Annotated in this window: 16 protein-coding genes; 3 read left to right on the forward strand and 13 right to left on the reverse strand. The window is 60.0% G+C overall.

Going from position 1 to position 16903, the window contains the following annotated elements; translation table 11 throughout:
- Nucleotides 1-269 precede the first annotated feature (269 nt).
- The 8 genes from dctM to BWR59_RS19005 form a co-directional block, all read right to left on the reverse strand.
- Nucleotides 270-1553 carry a C4-dicarboxylate TRAP transporter large permease protein DctM gene (gene dctM / locus BWR59_RS18970; protein ID WP_081567188.1) on the reverse strand — a complete coding sequence of 428 codons (1284 nt, stop codon included), beginning with the start codon at nucleotides 1551-1553 and terminating at the stop codon, nucleotides 270-272.
- Nucleotides 1553-2185, reverse strand: a complete 633-nt coding sequence (locus BWR59_RS18975; protein ID WP_081567189.1) for a TRAP transporter small permease — start codon at nucleotides 2183-2185, stop codon at nucleotides 1553-1555. Before BWR59_RS18975 ends, dctM begins: the two co-directional genes overlap by 1 nt.
- 97 nt (nucleotides 2186-2282) lie before the next feature.
- Nucleotides 2283-3278 (reverse strand): TRAP transporter substrate-binding protein, encoded by a 996-nt coding sequence (locus tag BWR59_RS18980; RefSeq protein ID WP_081567190.1) that lies wholly within the window; start codon nucleotides 3276-3278, stop codon nucleotides 2283-2285.
- Nucleotides 3279-3519: 241 nt separating this feature from the next.
- Nucleotides 3520-4344, reverse strand: a complete 825-nt coding sequence (locus BWR59_RS18985) for a CoA ester lyase (RefSeq protein ID WP_081567191.1) — start codon at nucleotides 4342-4344, stop codon at nucleotides 3520-3522.
- Nucleotides 4345-4544: 200 nt separating this feature from the next.
- The gene (locus tag BWR59_RS18990; protein ID WP_081567192.1) at nucleotides 4545-5744 is read right to left on the reverse strand and encodes a CaiB/BaiF CoA-transferase family protein; all 1200 of its coding nucleotides are present in this window, start codon (nucleotides 5742-5744) and stop codon (nucleotides 4545-4547) included.
- A 154-nt stretch (nucleotides 5745-5898) separates the two neighbouring features.
- Nucleotides 5899-7248, reverse strand: a complete 1350-nt coding sequence (locus BWR59_RS18995; protein ID WP_081567193.1) for an MmgE/PrpD family protein — start codon at nucleotides 7246-7248, stop codon at nucleotides 5899-5901.
- Between the two features lie 10 nt (nucleotides 7249-7258).
- Nucleotides 7259-8422, reverse strand: coding sequence for an acyl-CoA dehydrogenase family protein (locus BWR59_RS19000; protein ID WP_081567194.1), 1164 nt, complete (start codon nucleotides 8420-8422; stop codon nucleotides 7259-7261).
- 68 nt (nucleotides 8423-8490) lie between these two features.
- A complete protein-coding gene (locus BWR59_RS19005) occupies nucleotides 8491-9330 on the reverse strand; it encodes a MaoC family dehydratase N-terminal domain-containing protein (RefSeq protein WP_081567195.1) in 840 nt (279 codons plus the stop codon).
- Between the two features lie 127 nt (nucleotides 9331-9457).
- Between BWR59_RS19005 and BWR59_RS19010 the strand changes: the two genes are divergently transcribed.
- The gene (locus tag BWR59_RS19010) at nucleotides 9458-10387 is read left to right on the forward strand and encodes a LysR family transcriptional regulator (protein WP_081567196.1); all 930 of its coding nucleotides are present in this window, start codon (nucleotides 9458-9460) and stop codon (nucleotides 10385-10387) included.
- Nucleotides 10388-10662: 275 nt separating this feature from the next.
- Here the strand turns inward: BWR59_RS19010 and BWR59_RS19015 are convergent, their stop codons facing one another.
- The 3 genes from BWR59_RS19015 to BWR59_RS19025 all read right to left on the reverse strand — a co-directional run bounded on the left by BWR59_RS19015 (nucleotide 10663) and on the right by BWR59_RS19025 (nucleotide 12930).
- Entirely contained in the window at nucleotides 10663-11280 is a 618-nt protein-coding gene (locus tag BWR59_RS19015; protein WP_143490875.1) for an Ig-like domain repeat protein, read from the reverse strand.
- A 222-nt stretch (nucleotides 11281-11502) separates the two neighbouring features.
- Nucleotides 11503-11883 (reverse strand): cupin domain-containing protein, encoded by a 381-nt coding sequence (locus BWR59_RS19020; protein ID WP_081567198.1) that lies wholly within the window; start codon nucleotides 11881-11883, stop codon nucleotides 11503-11505.
- 264 nt (nucleotides 11884-12147) lie between these two features.
- Nucleotides 12148-12930 (reverse strand): AraC family transcriptional regulator, encoded by a 783-nt coding sequence (locus tag BWR59_RS19025; RefSeq protein WP_230982059.1) that lies wholly within the window; start codon nucleotides 12928-12930, stop codon nucleotides 12148-12150.
- 349 nt (nucleotides 12931-13279) lie between these two features.
- Between BWR59_RS19025 and BWR59_RS33100 the strand changes: the two genes are divergently transcribed.
- The gene (locus BWR59_RS33100; protein WP_081567200.1) at nucleotides 13280-14011 is read left to right on the forward strand and encodes a CatB-related O-acetyltransferase; all 732 of its coding nucleotides are present in this window, start codon (nucleotides 13280-13282) and stop codon (nucleotides 14009-14011) included.
- Between the two features lie 62 nt (nucleotides 14012-14073).
- Here BWR59_RS33100 and BWR59_RS19035 read toward each other — a convergent pair whose 3' ends face one another.
- Nucleotides 14074-15027 (reverse strand): alpha/beta hydrolase, encoded by a 954-nt coding sequence (locus tag BWR59_RS19035; protein WP_081567201.1) that lies wholly within the window; start codon nucleotides 15025-15027, stop codon nucleotides 14074-14076.
- 318 nt (nucleotides 15028-15345) lie between these two features.
- Here BWR59_RS19035 and BWR59_RS19040 point away from each other — a divergent pair, with 318 nt between their 5' ends.
- Nucleotides 15346-16089 carry a thioredoxin family protein gene (locus BWR59_RS19040; protein WP_081567202.1) on the forward strand — a complete coding sequence of 248 codons (744 nt, stop codon included), beginning with the start codon at nucleotides 15346-15348 and terminating at the stop codon, nucleotides 16087-16089.
- Between the two features lie 16 nt (nucleotides 16090-16105).
- On the opposite strand, the gene deoC is transcribed toward BWR59_RS19040, so the two are convergent.
- Complete coding sequence (gene deoC, locus BWR59_RS19045; RefSeq protein WP_081567203.1) at nucleotides 16106-16789, reverse strand: deoxyribose-phosphate aldolase; 684 nt, start codon at nucleotides 16787-16789, stop codon at nucleotides 16106-16108.
- Between the last annotated feature and the right edge of the window lie 114 nt (nucleotides 16790-16903).

Here is a 16903-nt window from a genome sequence, read left to right on the forward strand (position 1 = left end):
CACGGAGCGTCGCCGAAGTGAGGGTATTCCGACGAAGGAGGAACCCAACCAGGAGCAAGGACACTTGGTTACTTGGTGTCTTTTCAAGTAACTCGCCGGAGGCGAAACAGGTCTGGCGTTAGCCAGAGCCAATGCAAGCTCCAACACAGATAACGGATACGCCCAGCCCGGTGCCGTCCCAAGAAACCCATAAAAAAGCCCCCGAAGACTCAAGGTCAACGAGGGCCAAGGCACTGCGCTCACAGTTCGGTCAAAGGCTCAAACGGCCCTTATGGCATCCCCAGCCAATTCGGCAGGGCCAGCGAAATGAACGGCACGTACGTCACCAGAAGCAGGAACACCAGCAGAATCGACAACCACGGCAGCGCCGCACGAATCGTCTGCCCCAACGTCAGCCCCGTCACCGCCGAGGTCACGAACAGATTCAAACCCACCGGCGGATGCACCAGTCCGATCTCCATGTTCACCACCATCACGATACCCAGGTGAATCGGATCGATACCCAGCTTCATGGCAATCGGGAAGAAGATCGGCGCCAGAATCAGAATGATCGCCGAAGGCTCCATGAAACTGCCCGCCACCAGCAACACGATATTGACCATGATCAGGAAACCGATCGGCGTCAGCCCCTCGGAAATGACCCAGGCCGTGATCTGCTGCGGAATCTGTTCGGTGGTCAGTACATGAGCGAACAACATGGCGTTGGCAATGATGAACATCAGCATGATCGACAGGCGACCAGACTCAAGCAGCACCTTGGGGCAGTCCCTGAACGTCATGTCCTTGTAGACAAACAACGCGATGAACGCCGAATAGACCGCCGCCACTGCCGCCGCTTCGGTCGGGGTGAACATGCCGCTGTAAATCCCGCCAAGGATGATCACCAGCAACAACAAGCCCCAAAAGGCACGTTGCGCGGTGTGCAGCCATACACGGAATGACACGCGAGGCTGAGCGGGCAGTTTCTTGACCCGGGCCACGATGTAGATCACCACCATCAGCGCAACGCCAAGCAGAATCCCCGGAATGACGCCTGCGATGAACAGTTTGCCCACAGAAGTTTCAGTCGCTGCGGCGTAAACCACCATCACGATCGACGGCGGAATCAGGATGCCCAGCGTACCGGCGTTACAGATGATCCCGGCGCCGAACTCCTTCGGATAACCGGAACGCACCATCCCTGCCACAGCAATCGAACCCACCGCCGCAACGGTCGCCGGGGAAGACCCGGACAGCGCCGCGAACAGCATGCACGCCAGCACTGCCGCAATCGCCAGACCGCCGCGAATGTGGCCGACACAGGCGTTGGCGAAATCGATCAAGCGTTGCGCCACACCGCCGGTGGTCATGAACGCACCGGACAACAGGAAGAACGGAATCGCCAGAAAGGTATAGCTGTCGGACGTCTCGAACAGCTTGATTGCCAGCGAACTCAACGAGTCCGGGCTGAACAGCAGAATCGAGGTCGCACCGGCCAAGCCCAGGGAAATCGCGATGGGCACGCCCAGGAACATGAACACGAACAGCAGCAGGAACAAACAGATAACCGTCATCAGTGTTGCTCCTCACCAGGGTTGGCCAGTTTGCTCGCTTCCGCTGCTTCGTCAGCCAGACCCAGACCGGTCTGCCGGTGGGTCCAGATGCGGTAGAGGATTTCCAGATAACGCGCGATCACCAGAGCGAAGCCGATAGGCACGATGACCGTGATATAGGCGATCTTGATGCCAAAACGATCCAGGTCCTCAGCGCCGATGCCAGCAACGAACAGCGCCGACACCCATTTGTAACTCGCCACCAGAAACAGCCCGGCGTAGGCCAGGCAACAGGCGCAGGCCAGCATCGCCAGAATGCGCTGCACCGGTTTGCTGGTTTTCTTCACCAGCGCGTCGACGCCCAGGTGCCCGGCAGTACGCACGCCGTAGGAAATACCGAAAAAGATCAGCCAGCCGAAGATGGCCTTGGTCAACGCCACGCTCCAGGTCATGCCCTGTGCGTAGCCCATCAAGTGATCGCCAATCCCTGCGAAAAAGTCGCTGCTGACCGCCCACTGATCGCTGAGCGAATAAAACAGCGTGTAGATGTTGTTCAGCGCCACGTAGACGAATGTCACCAGCGTCATGGCAGCCAGCAGGAAGGCGATGATGCCCTCCTCCAGATGCTCCCAGAGTCGCGTCAGCGATTGCATAAGAATTCTCCGAACGTATTCGAACCAGAGGGTGACCACCCACGTCCGGGTGGTCACTCAGACATCTCTGCCTGTGTCGATCAAGCCCGCTTGAGGATCAAGGCGCCTTGTTCGAATCGTCTGCTGCCTTGATCAGGTCTGCACCGATTTCTTCGGAGAACTTGTCCCAGACCGGCTTCATGACTTCGCGCCACTTGGCACGCTGCTCAGGCGTGAGGGTGTCGATCTCGCTGGTCTTGGAGTCAGCGATTTTCTGCTTGGCGGTCTGGTTCAGGGCTTCAGCCTGTTTGTTCACTTCGACCGTCACCTGATCCATGATCTTCTGCAGCTCGGTACGCACGTCTTCCGGCAGACCGTTCCAGAACTTGGAGTTGGTGATCACCATGTAGTCGATCAGACCGTGGTTGGTTTCGGTGAAGAACTGCTGTACCTCGTTGACCTTCTGGCTTTCGTAGTTCGACCAGGTGTTCTCGGTGCCGTTGACGGTACCGGTCTGCAGGCCCTGATAGACCTCGGCGAAGCTCATTTTGCGCGGGTTGGCATGCAGCGCGACAAACTGCGCTTCGAGCACGCTGGACGCCTGTACGCGGAATTTCAGGCCGCGAGCGTCTTTAGGCTCGATCAGCTTCTTGTTCGCGGACAGCTGCTTCAGACCGTTGTGCCAGTAAGCCAGGCCGTGAATGCCCTTGTCGTCCATGGAGGTCAGCAGCGCCTTGCCCTGAGGACCCTGCTGGAAGCGGTCGACGGCGGCCAGGTCGTTAAACAGGAATGGCAGGTCAAAGATCTGCACTTTCTTGGTGTACTGCTCGAACTTGGCCAGAGACGGCGCAAGCATCTGAACGTCGCCCAGCAACAGGGCTTCCATTTCCTTGCCATCGCCGAACAGCGAGGAGTTCGGGTAGACCTCGACCTTGACCTTGTCTTTCAAGGCCGGATCGGCGGCAACCATTTTCTGGAACATCAAGGCGCCCTGGCCTTTTGGCGTGTTTTCCGCCACCACGTGGGCAAACTTGATGACGATTGGATCAGCGTGTGCCATGCCGGCCATGGTCACTGCAGCGGCGCAGAAAAGCGCCTTGGTCAGCTTCAACATCGATATCACCTTTTTATTGTTGTAGGAGCTTATTTTTGTAGGAGCAATTGATGACGCTTGAGCGTTGTGCCATCTAACGATGCCCAAGACAAGGTGTTTAGAGAATCAGCTTTTATGTAAGCCAGCATTCGGTATAGCTGAACGCCGGTGCTCGTGTGCCCCTTCCCCATCACCCGCGTTCTAGACAGCGTGCCTTACGGAAACTAGCACGCTGGGTGAAAAGTGCCACTATTGCTGACGCTCAACCCGCGGCCAATGCCAGTAATCGTTGGGCCCGCAACAACACTGGCGCATCTACCATTTGTCCGTCGAGCTGAAATGCACCTGCGCCGTTAGCGGCTGCGCTGGCATCGACCACCCGCTTTGCCCAGCTCAGATCGTCCGCGCTTGGGGCAAGTGCTGCATGGATGACCGGCACCTGCTTGGGGTGAATGCACAGCGCGCCGCCGTAACCCATGTCATAGGCGTGACGGATCGCGCGGTGCAGCCCCTCAGGATCACCGATCGCCGGGTGCACGCCGTCCAGCGGCGGCAGCAGGTTGGCGCCTCGCGAGTGCAGTTGTACAGAAATGCGCGCCTGATCGAGAAACATCTGCGCCGCAGGTGTGCCGGTGTTCAAGTTCAAGTCCAGGCCCAGATCCAGCCCACCGAACGACAGGCGCTCGACGCCCGGCGCATGCGCGATCTGCTCCAGCGCCAGCAAACCCTTGGCGCTCTCGATGATCGGCCACACCGGTTTCCCGGTTTGCCAGACCGCCGCCACCTGGGCCGCGCTTTCGACTTTAGGCAGCAGCACCCCGGCGACGCCGGTCTGTTGTTTGCAGAACGCCAGATCCGCAACGTGCTCGGCATGCTCCGGCGCATTGACTCGCACCCAGACCGCAGCCTGAGGATAACCTTGCAGAAACGCCGCCAGATGGTCGCGGGCCTGACGCTTGAGCGGCTCTTCGACGGCGTCTTCGAAATCGACGATCACCGCATCCGCGCCCGCGGCCAGGGCCTTGGCGAAACGCTCGGGCCGGCTGCCGGGCACGAACAATGCGGAGCGGACGATGGATTGGGGCATGGTGTGCTTCCTTATGAAAATATCCTGCGATGTGACGGATCGTTCGCGGTGGGTCGGCGGACATACAACCCGTGGGAGCGAGCTTGCTCGCGAAGGGATCTCAGACCCGGCATCTGTGCCGCCTGACACCCTTCATTCGCCAGCGAGCTCCCTCCCACAAGGCCTGCCGAATGCGCAAGATCGATGTACGCTTCGGACGCTCAAACCACCCCGGCCGCCGCCATCCGCGCCTGATCCTCAGCGGAAAATCCCAGCTCGCCAAGAATGCTGCCTGTGTGCTGCCCCAACCCGGGGACGCCATCCATGCGCGGGGTGAACGCGGCGTTGCGTCCCGGAGGCAGCAGCGACGGCAGTGGTCCGGACGGGCTGTCCACTTCGCGCCAGCTGTCGCGGGCCTTGAGTTGCGGGTGATCCCAGACGCCCTGCATGTCGTTGACCCGCGCGTTGGCGATCTGCGCATCCTCAAGCCGTGCCACCACTTCATCGACGCTCAACGCCGCGAAGCCATCGACGATGATCTGCCGCAGCACTTCACGGTTTTCCGAGCGCTTGAAGTTGGCCGAAAAACGCTCGTCGGTGGCCAGCGCCTTGTCCAGCAGGACCTTCTCGCAGAACAACGCCCATTCACGCTCGTTCTGCAACCCGAGCATGATGGTGCCGCCACCGCCGGTCGGGAACGGGCCATACGGGTAAATCGTCGAGTGCGAGGCGCCAGCGCGCGGTGGCTGCGGCGCGCCGTTGTAGGCGTAGTACATCGGGTAGCCCATCCACTCCACCAGGCTTTCCAGCATGCTGACGTCAATGCGGCTGCCTTCACCGGTCTTGTCGCGCAGCAACAGCGCCGAGAGGATGCCGGTGTAGGCGTACATGCCCGCAGCGATGTCGGCGATGGAACAACCGGCCTTGGCCATTTCGTTTTCGCCCGGGCCGCCGGTCACCGACAGAAAGCCGCCTTCGCTCTGAATCAGCAGGTCATAGGCCTTCTTCTTTTCATAGGGGCCGCCTTCGCCATAGCCGGAAATGTCGCAGACGATCAGGCGCGGAAACCGCTCATGCAGCGCTTCGAACGACAAGCCCATGCGCGCAGCGGCGCCCGGTGCGAGGTTCTGTACGAGTACATCGGCGGTGGCCAGCAGCGATTCGAGAATGTCACCCGCCTCGTCCTGTTTCAGGTCCAGGGTCAGGCTTTCCTTGGAGCGATTGGTCCAGACGAAGTGCGACGCCAGGCCGTCGACACGCTGATCGTAGCCACGGGCAAAGTCACCGACGCCAGGGCGCTCGACCTTGATCACGCGAGCGCCCAGGTCCGCCAGTTGCCGCGTGCAGAACGGCGCCGCAATGGCGTGCTCCAGACTGACCACGGTGATGCCGTCCAGAGGACGAGGGTTTTGTTGAGTCATGTTCTTGCACCTCCACATTCCACTGTCTGATCGTTTCCACGCTCTGCGTGGGCATGCATCCCGTGATGCTCTGCGTCACGGCCTGGGGCGCGGAGCGTCCTAGGGAGGCGTTACCACGCGGAGCGTGGGAACGATCAGAGAGGTCTTGCGTTCGTTAAATGAGATCCGCCAGATCCCGCGCATCGCGCAGGTGCCAGACGCGTTCGATCAGGGCCTTGCCCTGCTCCACCGTGCGAGCGCCGGAGAACGCCAGCAGACGCTGGACCTTGTCCTCCAACTCGGGCCGCGACAGGGTGTTGCCCGGATCGCCCTTCGGATCGTCGATGGCAGCGGTCAACGTGCGGCCATCGGTGGTGGTGACGATCACCCGACCCAGCCAGCGCGCCGGATAGGCGCCATCGACCTCAGGGTCGAGCTCCATCGTTACCTTCTCGCGGAACCCAGCGACGTCGGCATCGGTCAGCGCCAAGTCGCGGAATTCGATCAACTGCGCGCTGCCGTGCACGGCGATCAGGCCCAACACCGCACCCATCGAGAACTTCGCCTGATGCACGGTCTGCGGTACGTCGACGCGACCGAGCACATCGATCGCACCCTGGTGAACGCGGGTCACGACCTTGGCGATCTGGTCGTGGCGCAAGCCTTCGCGTTGCATCAGGTGCAACAGCGCGTCGGCGGCCGGATGGGTGTGACGGCAGGAGGCGTGGAACTTGAACGAGGTTTCCGCCAGCGCCCAGCGCGAGCCCAGACGATCGGACAACTTGCTCGGGTCGCTGTCGGTCGACATCCCCGCCGCCATGCCCTGATCGCCTTCGAGAATGTTGCGCGCCCCGGTCAGGCCGTCTTCGGTCATGTACGCGGCGAGCAGACCATCGGCCGCGGCCTTGGCGGTGTGCAATTGCTTCGAGTCGGCAGCGTCACGCAGGAACTCCCACAAGCCCGCTGCCTGAGTACCGGCCGTGCCCAACAGATTGATGAATTGCTCTTTGTCGAAATTCAGCAGCTTGCCCACTGCAACAGCTGCGGCGAGGGTGCCGACCGTGGCCGTGGTGTGAAAGATGCGGTAGTGCGAGCGGCCCATGAATTCGCCGATGCGGATCCCGGCTTCGTATCCTGCGACGGAGGCTAGCAACAGGTCCTGACCGGACTTGCCCAGATCCTGCGCAGCGGCCAGCACAGCGGAAAACACCACGGTGGCCGGATGCAGCACGGAGCTGTTGTGCAGGTCGTCCTGCTCGACCAGGTGCGAAGATGCGCCGTTGACCAGTGCCGCGAAGTACGCCGAGGTGTTGCGACCGCTGACCAGAATCTTCGCCTTGCCATCGCTCGGGCCCATCCGTTCGGCATAACGCTCGAAAATCGGGATCGGCCGCGCGCCCTGACTGGCCAGCCCAGAGCCTATCCAGTCCAGAAACAGGTCTTCGGTACGGTCCAGCACGTGGCCTGGAATCTGCTCGTATTTCAGCTCGGCAAGAAAGCCCGCCAATGCCTGGGTATGACTCATCTCGATGTCCTCAGAAGCTGCGTGGCAGTTCGAGCAGGTGCTCGGCGACGTAGGAAAGAATCAGGTTGGTGGAGATCGGTGCGACCTGATACAGACGGGTCTCGCGGAATTTGCGCTCGACGTCGTATTCGCAGGCGAAACCGAAACCGCCGTGGGTCTGCAAACAGGCGTTGGCCGCTTCCCACGAAGCCTTGGCGGCCAGGTACTTGGCCATGTTGGCGCTGGCCCCGGCGTTCTTGCCGCTGTCGTATTCTTCGCAGGCACGCCAGCGCATCAGGTCGGCGGCTTCGATCTCGATGTGCGCCTCGGCAATCGGGAATTGCACGCCCTGGTTCTGGCCAATCGGGCGGCCGAATACCACGCGATCGCGGGCATAAGCGGCGGACTTCTCGATGAACCAGCGACCATCGCCGATGCACTCGGCGGCGATCAGCGTGCGTTCGGCGTTGAGGCCGTCGAGGATGTACCTGAAACCCTTGCCCTCTTCGCCGATCAGGCTGTTGGCAGGCAATTCCAGGTTGTCGAAAAACAGCTCGTTGGTTTCGTGGTTGACCATGTTGGCGATGGGCTGAACGGTCAGGCCATTGCCAATGGCATCGCGCAGGTCGACCAGGAAAATCGACATGCCTTCGGATTTCTTTTTGACCTCGGCCAGCGGCGTGGTGCGCGCCAGCAGGATCATCAGGTCCGAATGCTGAATCCGCGAGATCCAGACCTTCTGCCCGTTGATCACGTACTTATCGCCCTGTTTGACGGCAGTGGTCTTGATCTTGGTAGTGTCCGTGCCGGTGGTCGGCTCGGTCACGCCCATCGATTGCAGGCGCAGTTCGCCGCTGGCGAGCTTGGGCAGGTAGTAGCGCTTCTGCTCTTCGCTACCGTGACGCAGCAAGGTGAACATGTTGTACATCTGGCCGTGCACGGTGCCGGAGTTGCCGCCGCAAGCGTTCACTTCTTCGAGAATCACCGAGGCCTCGGCCAGACCAAGACCCGAGCCGCCGTATTCTTCGGGGATCATCGCCGACAGCCAGCCGGCGTCGGTCAGCGCCTTGACGAAGGCTTCCGGGAAGCCCTTCTCTTCGTCGATCTTGCGCCAGTATTCAGCCGGAAATTCGGCGCACAGCGCGCGCACGCCTTCGCGGATGGCATTCAGGTCTTCGTTTTCGTATGGGTTCATCGTGTCTGCTCGCGTCTACCAGCGGCCCGTCGCGATGGGCGGGCCTGGCTATATAAAGGAAGAAGGATTCAGTCGAAGCTGACTTCGGCGCTCTGCGCGACCCCAGCTTCATTACCCGCCCACAGCTGAGCCTTGCCCGGTTCGGTGATACGACCGCCGACCCGAAACGCCGCGGGCACGTTCAACGGCCGTACGCCGCGATAGGCGAAGTGACGCACGCGCTTGCCAGGGTTGCCGCGGATGAACGCGCGAAGGTTGAAGGTGGCGATCATCGGGCCGTGAACCACCAGACCTGGATAGCCTTCGGTTTCGGTCACGTAGGGGTAGTCGTAATGAATGCGGTGGCCGTTGAAGGTCACTGCCGAATAGCGGAACAACAAGGTGGGGGTCGGCTCGATGGTCTCGCTCCAGTCACCTTGCTCAGGCGCCTCACCGCTGTTGAGCTTCGGCGGATTGGGCTCGCGATAGACGATGTCTTGCTCCTCACGCACGCACAATTGGCCGTTTTGCGAGTAGTCGTGACGCACCGTAACGAACAACAGCGAGCCGGTGCGGCCGTGCTTTTCTTCGATGTGCAGGATGGTCGACAGGCGATGGGCGTCGGCACCGACTTTCAACGGCTGGATGAACTCCACACGACCACCGGCCCACATGCGGTTACGGTTGTCGGCCGGAGGCAGAAAGCCGCCGCGGGCCGGGTGGCCATCGCCGCCCAGTTGCGCCTCGAAAACCGGTTCCTGGAAAAAACACCACTGCCACAGCGCAGGCAACGGGTCGCCGTCGGCTGGCGTAGGCTCGCCGAAGGTGGCGGCAATGCGCTTGATCAGGTTGTGGCTCAGGTGATCCTGAGCTTCCTCGGTCCGTCCGATCCAGGCACTGAAATCCACTGGCGAATCTGAAGCACTCATGGGAGAGAACCCTCTGCATTTGTTGTTATGAACGGATCATGAGATTGGCCTGGCATTCTGTGAATCAGCATTTGCATAAGACCGCGTTCATGTATGCTGAACGCACCTGCAACGTTCGGATACAACCATGCACTTCGACCTGGCTGACTTGCGCCTCTTCATTCATATCGGCGAATCCCCGAGCCTGACCCAAGGCGCCCGCCGGGCTTTTCTTTCCCCTGCCGCCGCCAGCGCTCGCATCAAGGCCCTCGAAGGCCAGCTCGATACGCGCCTGTTGTATCGCGACAGCCGTGGCGTCGAACTGACCCCGGCCGGGCAACGCTTGCTCAAGCACGCGCGACTGATCATGAGCCAGGTGGATTATCTGAAGAGCGAGTTCACCAGCTATGGCACTGACTCGGCCGGGCACATCCGCATCTTCGCCAACACCACAGCGGTGACCGAATTCTTGCCCGAAGTGCTGGCCGGATTCCTCGCCCAACGGCCAGGGGTGACGGTGGATTTGCAGGAGCGCTTGTCGCGGGACATCGTGCGCGGCGTGCTCGATGGCAGCACCGACATGGGCATCATCGCAGGCCCGGTCGAAGCAGCCGGATTGCAGGTCATCCACTTCAGCACCGACCGTCTGGTGCTGACCGTGCCTCAAGGGCATGAGTTGGCGAAACAAAAGAAAGTCACCCTGAAACAGACCCTGGCGTTTCAACACATCGGCCTGCACGAAGGCAGCACGTTGCTGAGTTTTCTGCGCGATCACGTTGAACGCTTGGGGCAGAACCTGTCGCTGCGGATTCAGGTGTCGAGCTTCGAGGCGATCTGCCGGATGGTCGAAGCGGGCGTGGGGATCGGCATCATTCCCGAGTCTGCGGCGGTGCGGCACAGCCGGACGATGAAACTGGTGACCATCGAAATCGACGAGCCATGGGCCGTGCGCGAGCGCAGTATTCTGGTGAGAGAACTCGACGCCCTGCCGGGAGTGGTCAGGGCGTTGATTGCGGTGTTGATGCCGGATGCCGCGAAGTCAGCCGCAGCGAGCGCTTCCGCGACCCCGCCCCTGTAGCAGGACGGCCGGGCGGCGTTCCGTTTACCGGCGCAGGCGTCCTTGAAATCGCTACCGCCGGCAAGCCGTGCTGCTACAGGTGTCGCGTCGCGCAATAGTGGTTTGGCACCCTCAGAAACTCAAATCCACACATCATTCTGCGTGGTAAGACCGTGGTATCGTCAATAATATTAACCACCGCAGTTAGCTGGATCAGCATCAGCTTCAATACCGGCTCAGGGATGAATAACCAGAGACAACTGCGATCCGGTCTATAACACTGTGGCCGTTAGGCGTTAACCTATTCGCGTAATAGATATATTGTCGATAAGAAGTGAGTTCCCCACCACCCCCTTAACCTTCCAGCGAAAAAGAGGGTTTTCCTCTTCCCGCTCTACTGGAACTTCCACAGAGAACATACGCCACTGGCCAGCGACGATCTGAAAATTCCCGACAAGTTCGGAACTCGACCAGCCGACGTTCACTGTCATTCCTGCATGGGAGCCCTTGAGTGAGGCCTGAAACCTATAACGCCCCACTGCGGGCGCCGCGAAGGACTTAAGCAAAGTTATCCATTCACCATCCGCTATCCGTGTGAGCTTCCCAACACTGCCTTGTTGCGTGTCTGCATGCCCCTCCCATGCCCAACGATTGTCTAGGTACGACCACCAGCCATTGAGATTACCGCCTTCAAAATCGGTGAAGTCCTCGAACGGCGGAACTCTGGCTAGAGACCAGCGGTCCGACGTCAATGGTCCTACGCGAGCATTAAAATCATGCCCCCCTAGGGCAAGACTCGGCACTGTATACTGCCATCGACCATCAACGACCGGTGCATTACCCACAAGTGTGTCACCGTCATAAATACTGACTTCCTCACCCGCCAAGTTTGTTTCGTCTTGACCCATCATCATTAACTCCCTGAATTCTCGAACATAGCAAGTTGGAGACCATCGATCCAGGACGCTGCAACCGTCCCTGCAACCAAGCGTAATCGCCTCTTGCAAACAACTCAAATCGTCCTGTTCAAATCAAAAACACCCACATGGACAATAACCCAGTGATTTCTTTAGAAATGAATACTTGGTTAGTTGATGAGTGAAGGACCTCTATTTCGAAAAGGTCTAATGCTTAATTCAAATCCACACATCATTCTGCGCAGTGCGCTCGTTGGTATCGTCCCCGGTATTGATCACCCCGGTCGGCTCGACCAGCATCAGCTTCACTTCCTTCTCCGCATAAGGCTTGTGCTCCACACCTTTGGGGACGACGTACAGTTCACCCGCATTCAACTCGACGAAACCGTCGCGAAAATCGATGCGCAGGCAGCCTTCGATCACGATGAAGGTTTCGTCGGTGTCGGCGTGGGTGTGCCAGAGAAAATCCCCTTCAAGACGGGCCAGTTTGAACTGGTAGTCGTTCATCTGCGCGACGACCTTGGGTTGCCATTGCTCGCTGAAGAGGCTGTATTTTTGGGCGAAGTTGATGGGGGTGTGGGTGGTCTGGGACGTGGACATCGAAGTGGCTCCGCAAGGGTTCGGGGAGCCAGCAAGTTAGGGCATTACACGCGAGCGGGTCTTGTACGTTATTGCAAGTAATCTGATAGTTCAGCGTCGATCCCTTCGCTGCCGTCGTCACCTCCGGCGTCTCCCACAGATTTGAGCTCGCCGGCAATCCGCGGTGATTGTGACAGGGTTTGAGGTCAGCCAAAAACCGCCGGGATGATCACTGTTCCTGTGGGAGACGCCGGAGGTGACGACGGCAGCGACAGCGCTAGAGCGCTAGATCGATCGACCCGATCCATCTACCCCACGCGCACCGAGCATCTTCAACCACCGCCCTGGCGGATACCCGAAGGTCTTCACGAAATGCCGCGTCATGTGGCTCTGATCGGAGAACCCGGCCATCACCGACGCATCGCTGAGGGACACGCCGAGAGAAATCGAATGACGCACCAGATCCAGCCGTCGCAAGGTGAGGTAACGGTGAGGGCTGGTGCCGAACAGCACGCGAAAATCCCGCGACAGGCGCCAACGGTCGGTGTCGCTGGCCTGTTCGAGTTCATCGAGGCTGACGCCCTGCTCCAGACTCGCCATCAGTAACTCTCTGGCCCGCTCGGCCGAGGCGTAGTCGACGCTTTGCCGGCCCTTTCGTGCGCCAGCGGCATCCTGCAGCGCAACGGCGATGTCGAACACGGCGTCGTCCAGTTCCAGGGGATCGAGCGGGGTTTGCAAATCCTGCAGCAAGGCCTGGGTGGCCTTGAATAAACGCGGATCGTTGGACACGCCGCCCTTGATGAACGGCAGCGGCTTGCCGCCCAGCACCTGCTGGATCATGGCCGGTTCCAGGTAAAACATGCGGTAGCGAAAACCGTCTTCGGTGCCAGCGTGACCGTCGTGGGGCTCGTCGGGGTGCAGGACCATGGTCTGGCCCGGCAGGTTGTTGACCATTTCCTTGCCGTACCGAAAGCTCTGCACGCCAGAGAGGGTATGGCCGATGGCGTAGGTGTCGTGCCGATGCATTTCGAAGCCATGACCATGAAAGTACGCCTCGATCCGCTCCATCTGCGGCTGGGGTTTGGCGCGCACTACCCAGTCCCGTTCGGAATGGGCGAGATGGGCTTCCCCGTTTGAATATTTGTCCATCGTGACGGCTCATGATCGCAACACAACAAGGCAACACAGATACCATTTGCGGGCGCAATTGTGAATGTCCCTGTGCGCTGACGGGCAGACGGCCCCCTGCGTTGTCAGGCAATCCGCCCGTGACTGGCCGGTTGTGGATTTCCCCCGACCCCGTCACTCGTGCAATCATCGAGAACATTTATCAACAAGAAAACTCGCGTGTCACCGCTCGTTCGGTCGGTGGGCGCGCGACTTCTGAATCAACTCGTCGTATCTGCGGACTGCCACCATGAATTTCCTGCGCCGTATCCTGCTCGATCATCAGCTCAAACGCTCGCTGGCCCAGAACAAATGCCGGCTGGACAGCGGCATCCGCGGCCTGCGCCGGGACATGGAGCTGACCCTCGAACAGGGCGTCAAACTGCACCAGATCAAGATCAATTCCAGCAAACTGAGCATCGGCGCCTACACCGATATCGTCAGCGGCAGCGAACTGCAGAACGTCGCCAGCATCGGCCGCTATTGCTCCATCGCACGCGACGTGACCATTGGCCAGAACCGCAAATCCCACCCGCTGGACTGGCTCAGCACCCACAGCGCACTGGCGGGACTGAGACACACTGCCAGCGGTATGGCGCACGCTCATGAAGAGGTCAAACAGACCGTGATCGGCCACGACGTATGGATCGGCATGGATGTGTTGATTCTGGAAGGCGTCACCATCGGCACTGGCGCCGTGATTGGCGCACAGTCGTTGATCACCCGCGACGTGCCACCTTACGCCATCGTGGTCGGCTCCCCCGCCAAGGTGCAGCGCTACCGTTTCGAGCCGCACATCATCGAAGGCCTGCTGGCCAGCCAGTGGTGGAACCTGACTCCGCAGCAACTGGCCGAACTGCCCATTGAAGACCCGGCAAAACTGCTGGAGGAGCTAAAAGGCTTCGTCGTCCCGGAAAGTCATCCGGGCAAAGTGACGGTGCGCAACAAGCCGTTTTCGGTGGAGCATCAGCCCCCCCTGTGATTCCAGCGCTCACGGGTAACGCCGGACTGCTACAGGCGATTCGAACAATTCGACGATGTGAACTACCCGGCCTGTTTCGCGACTGCAGCGGGTTCGTTGCCCGCATGCACCGCAGGCGCCTTGGCCTTGAGCAAGGCCTGAATCGCCTGGCTATAGGCCTGACGTCCCAGGTTCATGCTGTTGTTGTGATTGCCGCCGGGCACCATCAGCAGGTTCTTCGGCTCCTGGGCGGCCTGAAACAGCTCTTCACTGAAACGCGGCGAGACGAATTGGTCTGCCGTGCCGTGAACGATCAGCAACGGCATGTGAATGTCGGCGATCTTGTCGATTGAATCGAATTTCTGCGACACCAGCCAGCGCACTGGCAACGATGTCCGGGTGCTGGCCACCGACGAGGCGACGTCGGCAAGGTTGGTGAACGTCGATTCGATGATCAGCCCGCGCGCCTGAATCGGTTCGTCGCCTTTCTGCGCGTCGTGGCCCAGCTCTGCGGCCAGATCCACCGCCACCGCGCCGCCAAGGGAATGCCCGTAGATCAACCGCTTTTGCGGGTCGGGTTGCAGTTGTTTCAAGCGCTCCCAGGCGATCCGCGCGTCTTCGTAAACCGACGCTTCGGAAGGCAATTGCCCTTTGCTCTCACCAAATCCACGGTAGTCGATGGCCAGCACCGAAAACCCCAATGCATGCAGTTGCTCGATACGGAAGAACTGGCCGGTGAGGTTCCAGCGCGAACCATGCAGGTATAGCACCGCAGGCGCGTCCTTCTTTTCGGCCAGCCACCACCAGGCATGGATGTTCTGCGAAACGCCGAACGACGGCGCCTTGAGCTCCAGGTCCTGCACATCCGCAGGAATGCCGTGATACCAACTGGCGGTGCCCGGTTCGATCATGAACACCAACTCACGCTCCTTGTGCTGCAACGCCGCGCAGCCGACCGGCAGGCCAACCACGATCAGCAGCATGCACAGCCAGAAGAACCAGCGGGCCTTGAAGTGCGCCAGGGAGAGTTGCGGCATAGAGCGGTTTCCGGTGTTGGAGGATGTACCCGGGCAGTGTGCCATTCATTGGCGCGGCAGGTCATGTCTGTCTGCCGAAAGGCCTGCTGCACGCAGACCGCTTTTGTGGGACGTAGCTTGCTCGCGAAGCGTTCGTCCTGACGCTGCAATGGTGACTGACCTCCCACAGATTGAGCGTCACGCAGGCAAAGTCTTCGTTGCAGGCTGCTCGCCCCGCACACGGCAAGAAATCTTTGTCGGTCCTTTGTCGATTCCCGTGCCTGCCATTCGACTACCCAGTGTCAAAGCCCGATGAAGACCTCTGCCAAGGAGAACATCATGAGCAATATCGACTCGCATCCTGTGGTATCCCGCGCCGAATGGCTGGCCGCGCGCAACAAGCATCTGGCCGATGAAAAGGCCCTCACCCGTCAGCGTGATCAACTCAGTGCGCAGCGCCGTGCCCTGCCCTGGGTGAAAATCGACAAACCCTACACGTTCAACGGCCCCGACGGGCAGCAGACGCTGGCCGAGCTGTTCGCTGAAAACAGCCAGTTGATCGTCTATCACTTCATGTTCGCCAAGGACTGGAAAGAAGGCTGCAAAGGCTGCTCGTTCCTGTCCGATCATCTGGACGGCGCCAATCTGCATCTGGCTCACCACGACATCTCGCTGGTCGCCGTGTCTCACGCGCCGTGGGAGGCATTCAAGGATTTCAAGAAACGCATGGGCTGGCACTTCAGATGGGTGTCATCCGCGGGCTCCGACTTCAACGAAGATTTCCATGTCTCGGCCACCGACGCAGAAAAAGCCGCGGGCAAGATGGAATACAACTACGAAGCTATGGACATTGCCGAAGAGGAGATGCCAGGCGTGAGCGTATTCTACAAGAACGGCGCGGGAGAGATTTTCCACACCTATTCGGCGTACGCCCGAGGCCTGGACATTCTGGTGGGGACTTACAACTACCTGGACCTGACGCCCAAGGGCCGCAACGAGGAGGAAATCATGGAGTGGGTGCGCCTGCACGACCAGTACGAGGGTGCGGCAGGCTCATCCCATTGCTGCGCCGAGAAGGCTTAGCGACTGCGCTTAGGGCTCAATAACCCGAGCCCGATGCCGCCGCGCCGCTGACGATAGCGATGCCGGAGCTGGTGCCCAGCCGCGTGGCGCCAGCCTCTATCATTGCCACCGCCGTGGCGTAATCGCGCACGCCGCCAGAAGCTTTGACATCCACGCCTGCGCCAACCACCTTGCGCATCAGCGCGACATCTTCAACGCTGGCGCCGCTGCGGCTAAAGCCGGTGGAGGTTTTGACGAACGCCACGTTCAGCTCGCGGCAGATCTCGCAGGCGCTGGTTTTCTGTGCGTCTTCCAGCAGGCAGGTTTCCAGAATCACTTTCAGCGGCACCGCGCCACAGGCCTGTTTGACGGCTGCGATATCGTCACGCACTAGATCCAGCAGCCCGTCTTTCAGCGCGCCGACATTCAGCACCATGTCGATTTCACCCGCACCTGCGGCAATCGCCTGCTGCGCTTCGAACGCCTTGGTGTTGCTCAGGCCCGCGCCCAGCGGGAAGCCGACAACCGCGCAGACCTTGACCTGTTGGCCCTTGAGCAGCGAAGCGGCGTACGGTACCTGACCTGAATTCACACACACCGAATAGAAGCCGTGTTCTTGCGCTTCGCGGCACAATGTGGCGATCTGATCGCGAGTCGCATCGGCGGCCAGCAAGGTGTGGTCGATATACTGCGCGAGTGCTGCGGGTTCGATCTTCATCATGGTTCTTTTTCCTGATACGGAACGGGCAATACAAACGGGTAAAGAAGCGCTGAAACGCGACAAGCCTTAAGCTTAAGCCCAGCGCTCATCATTTATGTTGCAACTATAACAGTA

The organism is Pseudomonas sp. Bc-h (assembly GCF_002080045.1).
In the GTDB taxonomy this organism is placed as follows: Bacteria; Pseudomonadota; Gammaproteobacteria; order Pseudomonadales; family Pseudomonadaceae; genus Aquipseudomonas.

Coding starts and splice junctions, on each gene's coding strand:
- dctM (WP_081567188.1), bottom strand. CDS start 1,553: ATGACGGTTATCTGTTTGTTCCTGCTGCTGTTCGTGTTCATGTTCCTG.
- BWR59_RS18975 (WP_081567189.1), bottom strand. CDS start 2,185: ATGCAATCGCTGACGCGACTCTGGGAGCATCTGGAGGAGGGCATCATC.
- BWR59_RS18980 (WP_081567190.1), bottom strand. CDS start 3,278: ATGTTGAAGCTGACCAAGGCGCTTTTCTGCGCCGCTGCAGTGACCATG.
- BWR59_RS18985 (WP_081567191.1), bottom strand. CDS start 4,344: ATGCCCCAATCCATCGTCCGCTCCGCATTGTTCGTGCCCGGCAGCCGG.
- BWR59_RS18990 (WP_081567192.1), bottom strand. CDS start 5,744: ATGACTCAACAAAACCCTCGTCCTCTGGACGGCATCACCGTGGTCAGT.
- BWR59_RS18995 (WP_081567193.1), bottom strand. CDS start 7,248: ATGAGTCATACCCAGGCATTGGCGGGCTTTCTTGCCGAGCTGAAATAC.
- BWR59_RS19000 (WP_081567194.1), bottom strand. CDS start 8,422: ATGAACCCATACGAAAACGAAGACCTGAATGCCATCCGCGAAGGCGTG.
- BWR59_RS19005 (WP_081567195.1), bottom strand. CDS start 9,330: ATGAGTGCTTCAGATTCGCCAGTGGATTTCAGTGCCTGGATCGGACGG.
- BWR59_RS19010 (WP_081567196.1), top strand. CDS start 9,458: ATGCACTTCGACCTGGCTGACTTGCGCCTCTTCATTCATATCGGCGAA.
- BWR59_RS19015 (WP_143490875.1), bottom strand. CDS start 11,280: ATGATGATGGGTCAAGACGAAACAAACTTGGCGGGTGAGGAAGTCAGT.
- BWR59_RS19020 (WP_081567198.1), bottom strand. CDS start 11,883: ATGTCCACGTCCCAGACCACCCACACCCCCATCAACTTCGCCCAAAAA.
- BWR59_RS19025 (WP_230982059.1), bottom strand. CDS start 12,930: ATGGAGCGGATCGAGGCGTACTTTCATGGTCATGGCTTCGAAATGCAT.
- BWR59_RS33100 (WP_081567200.1), top strand. CDS start 13,280: ATGAATTTCCTGCGCCGTATCCTGCTCGATCATCAGCTCAAACGCTCG.
- BWR59_RS19035 (WP_081567201.1), bottom strand. CDS start 15,027: ATGCCGCAACTCTCCCTGGCGCACTTCAAGGCCCGCTGGTTCTTCTGG.
- BWR59_RS19040 (WP_081567202.1), top strand. CDS start 15,346: ATGAGCAATATCGACTCGCATCCTGTGGTATCCCGCGCCGAATGGCTG.
- deoC (WP_081567203.1), bottom strand. CDS start 16,789: ATGATGAAGATCGAACCCGCAGCACTCGCGCAGTATATCGACCACACC.